The sequence below is a fragment of the Clostridium sp. DSM 8431 genome, from assembly GCF_900116755.1.
Classification (GTDB): Bacteria; Bacillota; Clostridia; order Clostridiales; family Clostridiaceae; genus Clostridium.
Map to the genome: position 1 here is coordinate 1 of NZ_FPBY01000200.1, position 5,737 is coordinate 5,737.

General features: G+C 30.3%; 8 protein-coding genes and 1 pseudogene. 1 reads left to right on the plus strand and 8 read right to left on the minus strand.

The window, feature by feature from the left end:
* Positions 1–318: 318 nt before the first annotated feature.
* Positions 319–1,263: an NmrA family NAD(P)-binding protein gene (locus BM384_RS15035; RefSeq protein ID WP_090014797.1), complete on the minus strand. Its 945-nt coding sequence runs from the start codon at positions 1,261–1,263 to the stop codon at positions 319–321.
* A 289-nt stretch (positions 1,264–1,552) separates the two neighbouring features.
* Here BM384_RS15035 and BM384_RS15040 point away from each other — a divergent pair, with 289 nt between their 5' ends.
* Positions 1,553–1,780 (plus strand): hypothetical protein, encoded by a 228-nt coding sequence (locus BM384_RS15040; protein ID WP_090014799.1) that lies wholly within the window; start codon positions 1,553–1,555, stop codon positions 1,778–1,780.
* Between the two features lie 62 nt (positions 1,781–1,842).
* Here BM384_RS15040 and BM384_RS15045 read toward each other — a convergent pair whose 3' ends face one another.
* From BM384_RS15045 to BM384_RS15070, 7 genes and pseudogenes are all read right to left on the minus strand, one after another.
* Positions 1,843–2,793 carry an N-acetylmuramoyl-L-alanine amidase gene (locus BM384_RS15045; protein WP_090014801.1) on the minus strand — a complete coding sequence of 317 codons (951 nt, stop codon included), beginning with the start codon at positions 2,791–2,793 and terminating at the stop codon, positions 1,843–1,845.
* A 220-nt stretch (positions 2,794–3,013) separates the two neighbouring features.
* Positions 3,014–3,931 (minus strand): alpha/beta hydrolase, encoded by a 918-nt coding sequence (locus BM384_RS15050; RefSeq protein ID WP_090014803.1) that lies wholly within the window; start codon positions 3,929–3,931, stop codon positions 3,014–3,016.
* Between the two features lie 129 nt (positions 3,932–4,060).
* Positions 4,061–4,582, minus strand: coding sequence for a DUF5616 domain-containing protein (locus BM384_RS15055; protein WP_347455091.1), 522 nt, complete (start codon positions 4,580–4,582; stop codon positions 4,061–4,063).
* Positions 4,556–4,696, minus strand: a pseudogene (locus tag BM384_RS18575) (DUF434 domain-containing protein); the annotation flags it as partial. The gene BM384_RS15055 and the pseudogene BM384_RS18575, both read right to left, overlap by 27 nt.
* A 36-nt stretch (positions 4,697–4,732) precedes the next feature.
* Positions 4,733–4,966: a DUF2179 domain-containing protein gene (locus BM384_RS15060; RefSeq protein WP_090014805.1), complete on the minus strand. Its 234-nt coding sequence runs from the start codon at positions 4,964–4,966 to the stop codon at positions 4,733–4,735.
* Between the two features lie 17 nt (positions 4,967–4,983).
* Positions 4,984–5,181 carry a YitT family protein gene (locus BM384_RS15065; protein ID WP_090014807.1) on the minus strand — a complete coding sequence of 66 codons (198 nt, stop codon included), beginning with the start codon at positions 5,179–5,181 and terminating at the stop codon, positions 4,984–4,986.
* 315 nt (positions 5,182–5,496) lie between these two features.
* The coding region (locus BM384_RS15070; protein ID WP_139232148.1) for an integrase core domain-containing protein at positions 5,497–5,737 on the minus strand (241 nt) is incomplete at its 5' end.

Genomic DNA, 5,737 nt, shown 5'->3' on the forward strand with positions numbered 1-5,737 from the left:
TATCTGCCACATTTACTCTGTCTATTTCGGATAGTTATAGGGCTTTACTTTGTTTTGCAAGCTTACCCATAGACATAAGCCTCAAATGTGATTTGTGTACCTCAGACCAAAGTTTTGCTGCCGACTTCCTTCAGATTCCACCTCACAATGGACACCCTTGTCTTAAGCTATACGGTTGGCACTATCAGCCCCCGTTACGGACTTTCACCGATTAGTGCACGCCCATGCTGGGCGCACAAAAAGAAACCTTAGAGCTTTTGGCTCCAAGGTTTATCCTTGCATTTCAACTTCATCTTCATTTATGCAACATTCAATATATTAGTCATCTGTTGAAGTTCTAGCACCAATTAAATGATGTTTCATATCTTCAAATAATTCTTTAACAGTCATTGGCTTACGACCAGTAAGTTTTTCAAAGTCATCTGTAAATACAGCCATCTGATTCTTTCTAATTGCTCTACCGAAGGTAACCATACCATCAGAACAGAATGGGAAGTTAGAAGCTGTCTGAGCCCACATTTCTTCTGTTGTTCTAGGAACACCAATGGAATCAAAGAACTTATATTGTTCTTCATCACTAATTTCAACATATTTTACATTATGTCCTGTTACTTCATTTGCAATGTTAATGTATTCAGCAATTGTAAGTAATTCTGGACCATTTACATTAACAACTCTATTTTCCCAGTCACTCATTGCAGCACAAGCAGCAGCATAAGCACAATCATCACGAGAGATATAAGCCATCTTACCATCACCCATATTGTTTGCAAGAATGTTGTTTGTATTCTCATATGCATTTATATAGTTAGAAACCATAGCTTCTGCATATTGAGAATCTCTTAAAAATAAATACTTAATTGGCTGTTCCTTTACATAGGCTTCAAACCATACATGATCATTGACTTCATATGTATCAATATTCTTTTCACCAGCACCTACTATAGATGTATATACAATCTTCTTTACTCCAGCCTTAACTGCAGCATCTAATGCTCTTTTTTGTACAGCACGTCTCTTTGATCCAACAAAGGGCATAGAAATAAGAATCATTGTGTCTGCTCCAGAGAAATCTTTAACAAGTCCCTCTTCATCGTTAAAATCTGCAACTCTTAGTTCTACTCCAAGACCTTCATAATTTTTTAATCCTTCTTTTGTTGGTGCTGAGAATATTAAATCCTCATGTGGCCATTTTTCAAGTAATGTTTTTGCGGCTTTTGAACCGAAATTTCCGTCTACTCCGTTTAATAAAATCTTCTTCATTTGTATTTCCTCCTATTTATTTAAACTCTTCTTTCTACTTAAATAATGAGAGGGATGACTTTTGAAAATTACTTTGAATTTTATCGCCAAGCCTTTCTATAGGTACATTGTAGTCCTTATAATTTTGTATATCAACCTCTATACAAAAGAATTGTTAATTTTTTATCAAAATCCTTTTTTTTTAATAAACAAAACGTAATGATTCTAGAATTTTAAATTAAAAATTTTAAACTAAAGATTCTAAATTCAAAATTATGTCAATATTATATTAATGAGAGGGGGGAATAGTATGTTAAAAGGTAAAAGTAATATTGTACTGCGTTATCTGCAGTCATATTTTAAAGAAAACAGCAAACCATTAACTGTCTTTGATATTGATATTAAAAATTTAAGTATGGCAGATGTAGAAAGAGCTTTTGAAGATCTTAGTAGACATGGTCTTATAAAACTTAATGATAAATATATATATCCTTCAGTTGAAGGACTTATTAAATCCAAAATAAATGGACCTGTTTAATTTTTTCAGGTCCGCAAACTACATTTAATCTAAAGTTTACAGTATATTTTTCTAACTTTTTTTCAAACATTATGAGAATCTATAAAACTATCATAGCCTTTATCTTTAAGTTCTCTTTGTCTTGCTTCTGCATTCTTCTTTTCTTTAAAAGAACCAGTTACAACTCTATATACTGTTTCTCCCTTAACTACTTTTGCCATATTCTCACTTTTAGTATCTGTTAAAACTTGTGGCATAGAATAACTTCTATTTTCCTTATATCCTATCATAATATAATGATGTAACCCTGAGGTATATCCTATTCCAGTATTAACATTTTGAAGTACATCAGGATTATTTAAAAGATAGTAAGCTTCATTCCAGTCATCCGGGTACGCATTAGGCTTTCTTCCTTCCTTTTTGCCAAAATCAATATAATGTTTATAAAGACCTTCTCTTGAAGTTCCATAAATAGCTACAACATCTGGATTATTATCTCTATAATAGTCCTCTACAAAATAATCTTTTAAGTTAACTATCAATTCCTGTTCCTCCAGCACCTCTGATTTTATTTTCTCTTTAAATTTCCACCATCTTGCCCAGTTATTATCCTGCCAATTTGGGCATATTTTTCTGCTGGCATCATAATGCCTTACAACATGGTCTATATCCACCTTATACTTATCCATTAAATATCTTACAAGCTCAATACAATTATTTTCTGTAGCTACTGATATTACTCCAAGTTTATTACAGCACTGCTCAATACCAATGGAATTTGTATTAGATATACCGTATTTACCTTTGCCATCTCCAACATGCCAGGCGCCATTATTATCTTCAACAACTTGCCATATAGAATTATCATCTACAAAATAATGAGCAGAGGCATCTCTATTTCCTTCGTAAAAGTAAGTTGCATTATTTAGGGCTGTATCCCCTTTGTTGGCTGTATAGTGAATAACAATATACTTAATATTATTGTTCCCATCATAGTGGTTATAAGAACTTATTTTTCTTTTAATAGGTAGCATTTAAAATCCCCCTTATTACATAATATAAAGTATATGAAATATTGTACTATACTTTTTAATTATTTTGCTTTTCGGTTCTTTTGCGGCACTATATTTTTGATTTTAACGCATTGGACAACTTACATACCAAAAAGCTTGTAATAATCATTGTTCACTATCAAAGAAATTTTAAACTTTCCTATGCGTTAAAAAAACAGCTATAAAAAGCTGTTTTTAAAACTTAAATATACTTATTAATAAATTCACCTATCTTTTCCCAATACAAATCTGGATTGACTTCTAAAGCCTTAGTATGGGCTGCTCCTTCTATTACAAGTTTTTCTTTTTCCACATCTACTGAATTATAGACTGCATCTAACATATAATATGGAACAAAATTATCTTGATCTCCATGGATAAATAATATAGGTTTTTTATCTTTTTTCAATTGCTTAACTGAACTTGCATCAGAGAAAAAATATCCTGCTCTAACCTTTGTCACAATATTTGCTAATTGAAGAATTGGTGTATTAGGTAAATTGAAAATTGTTTTTAATTCATGAGAAAACTCGTCCCATACTGAAGTATATCCAGAGTCTTCAATTATACACTTCACATTATCTACTAAATCTTCTCCTGAAGTCATCATAACAGTTGCAGCTCCCATAGAGATACCGTGAAGTATTATTTTAGCTTTCTCATCCTTTTCAGTTATGTAATTAATCCAATTAACTATATCAAGCCTGTCATCCCATCCCATGCCAATATAATCACCTTGGCTTTTACCATGACCTCTTAAATCAGGAGCTAGAATATTATATCCCATATTATAAAATTCTTTAGCATAGCCATCCATTTTGAAACCTTGTCCATTATAGCCATGAACTGTAATTACCCATATATTTGAGTTATTATGTATTTCATAGGCATGTAGATTTAAGTTATCATTAGAAGTAATATAACTATCTACATAATTGCTTTCATCTAAAATCCAATTAGGGCTTTTTTCATTTTTTGAAGAGCCTGGCAAAGTTCTATTTGAGGCATTGGGGTTTAAAGAAGTATTATAAAAATAATTCCCTATAACTCCTCCTATTCCAATCAAGATAACTAGTAAACTAGTACAACCTATTAACATATATTTTTTTCTTTTCCTCATCATTATTTTCTCCTTAATATGAATATTTAATTAATATGATTTTTGATATTTCTATTTACAAAAGTTATATTAATCATAAACTCACCCCTGTATTTTGTAAATACTCAACAAAAATGAAGAAGCTACAACTTATGTTAAAAGTTTTTCAAAATCCACATAAGAATAGTCCTGAAAATTACTATCTAAAATCTTTCTATTTAAGTTGATCCATCCCATGCACTTATTAAGGATAATAGCATCTGAAGTAATTACATTATCAAGTTTTTCTAGAACAGAATCAACATTATTAATAACCTGCACCTCTATTTCAAAATTAGCATTTGTTAAAAGCTCTTCTATTTTCTGCTTTAGCCTTCCAGAGTTAGATACTGGAGCATCAATATAAAATATAGCCTTCTTTATTTTGAGCTCTTCTAAAGCTTTATAAATAAGATTAATTGAAAGAATAGTTTTATCAATAATCTTATAAGTACCTCTAAGACCTGCTAAATCTCTCATAGTACCATCCATAGATCTTAATAAAAGAGAATTAGATAAAGCAACTTCAAGGGTTATTATTGTATTAAATCCATCTATATGTACAGTTCTTCCTGTAAAATCACCCTTTATTTCCTTAGATTTTCTAAGATTTATTTCTTTTAAAGGAGATATTCCCCTTGCTATAGCTAATCTCTGTCTTTCTGATAATAAATAGTGGTTACCTATAAAGACTGAAGAGGATTTTAGAGGATATCCTTCATTTAAAAGATAATGTAGATTTCTTCCTGCTTTATATAATGTCTCTTCTTACTATTTTACACATTATTTCATTCCCCGTTTTATTATACTAATAAGATACATTTTTATATGATTGCCTATAACTTTTGATACATCATTAATAGTAACAAAAGCAGATTCATTAACTGAACTTATTATATTTTTTAATTCGCAAATTTCTACACTTACCAGCCCCTCTCCTTCCATAATTGTAACAGTTCTTTCAAGTCTTTTATATATCAATTTTCTAACTTCAGCTATATCATTTGTAATTATCATTGCTACCTTAGTATGATTTAGTCCCTCTTCAATAGTATCAAGAGTTTTTGATGTAATAAAATAGTAAGTAAACTGTACATTGCTCTATCTAACTCAAAAAGAAAGGCTGCACCTATACCTAAAATAATTTCTCCAAACAAAACAGCTAGTAAATAATCTTCAGTTGCATTTACAAAGTTTTCAAAAACACTTAAGAATATTGAAAATATAATCATTTCCTAGGTTGATTTTACAATGAAGAGGCTTTAAGGCTTTCTAGCTCCTATAATTAGAAATGAACTATTTATTATAAAAGTTATAATACCTATTCCAACAATACCTCCATCTAAAATTGTGCAAGGAACCAAAAATTATTCAACAGCAAAGTATGACTTTAGTTTTGCCATTTTTCTAAGTTATCATAACAATATTATTTATAGATAATGCTGTAAATCGAGTAGGAGGTAATCAATTATTTTGATTACCGACCTCTCACGGATTAACCCCTTTATATTGGACAAAATCTATTAAATTCTAAGTTTTTCTCAATTTTATATCTTTATGCAAATTTTTTGTGGATTCTCTCCAAGGTGAAGGGTATAAAATTCCTTTGGTGGTATATATCCTAAACTTGAATGCAATCTTCGTTCATTATAGAAAATCATAAATTCATTAACTATTCTATAAGCATCAGTATAAGTTTCAAATTCATTTATTTTAAAGCATTCATCTTCTAAAATCCTATGGAATGATTCAACATGGGCATTCTTATTAGGCGTTTTTACAGGAATT

Bases quoted from the DNA above. Each gene is read 5' to 3' on its own strand.
- BM384_RS15035 (WP_090014797.1), bottom strand. From the start codon at position 1,263: ATGAAGAAGATTTTATTAAACGGAGTAGACGGAAATTTCGGTTCAAAA.
- BM384_RS15040 (WP_090014799.1), top strand. From the start codon at position 1,553: ATGTTAAAAGGTAAAAGTAATATTGTACTGCGTTATCTGCAGTCATAT.
- BM384_RS15045 (WP_090014801.1), bottom strand. From the start codon at position 2,793: ATGCTACCTATTAAAAGAAAAATAAGTTCTTATAACCACTATGATGGG.
- BM384_RS15050 (WP_090014803.1), bottom strand. From the start codon at position 3,931: ATGAGGAAAAGAAAAAAATATATGTTAATAGGTTGTACTAGTTTACTA.
- BM384_RS15060 (WP_090014805.1), bottom strand. From the start codon at position 4,966: ATGATAATTACAAATGATATAGCTGAAGTTAGAAAATTGATATATAAA.
- BM384_RS15065 (WP_090014807.1), bottom strand. From the start codon at position 5,181: ATGATTATATTTTCAATATTCTTAAGTGTTTTTGAAAACTTTGTAAAT.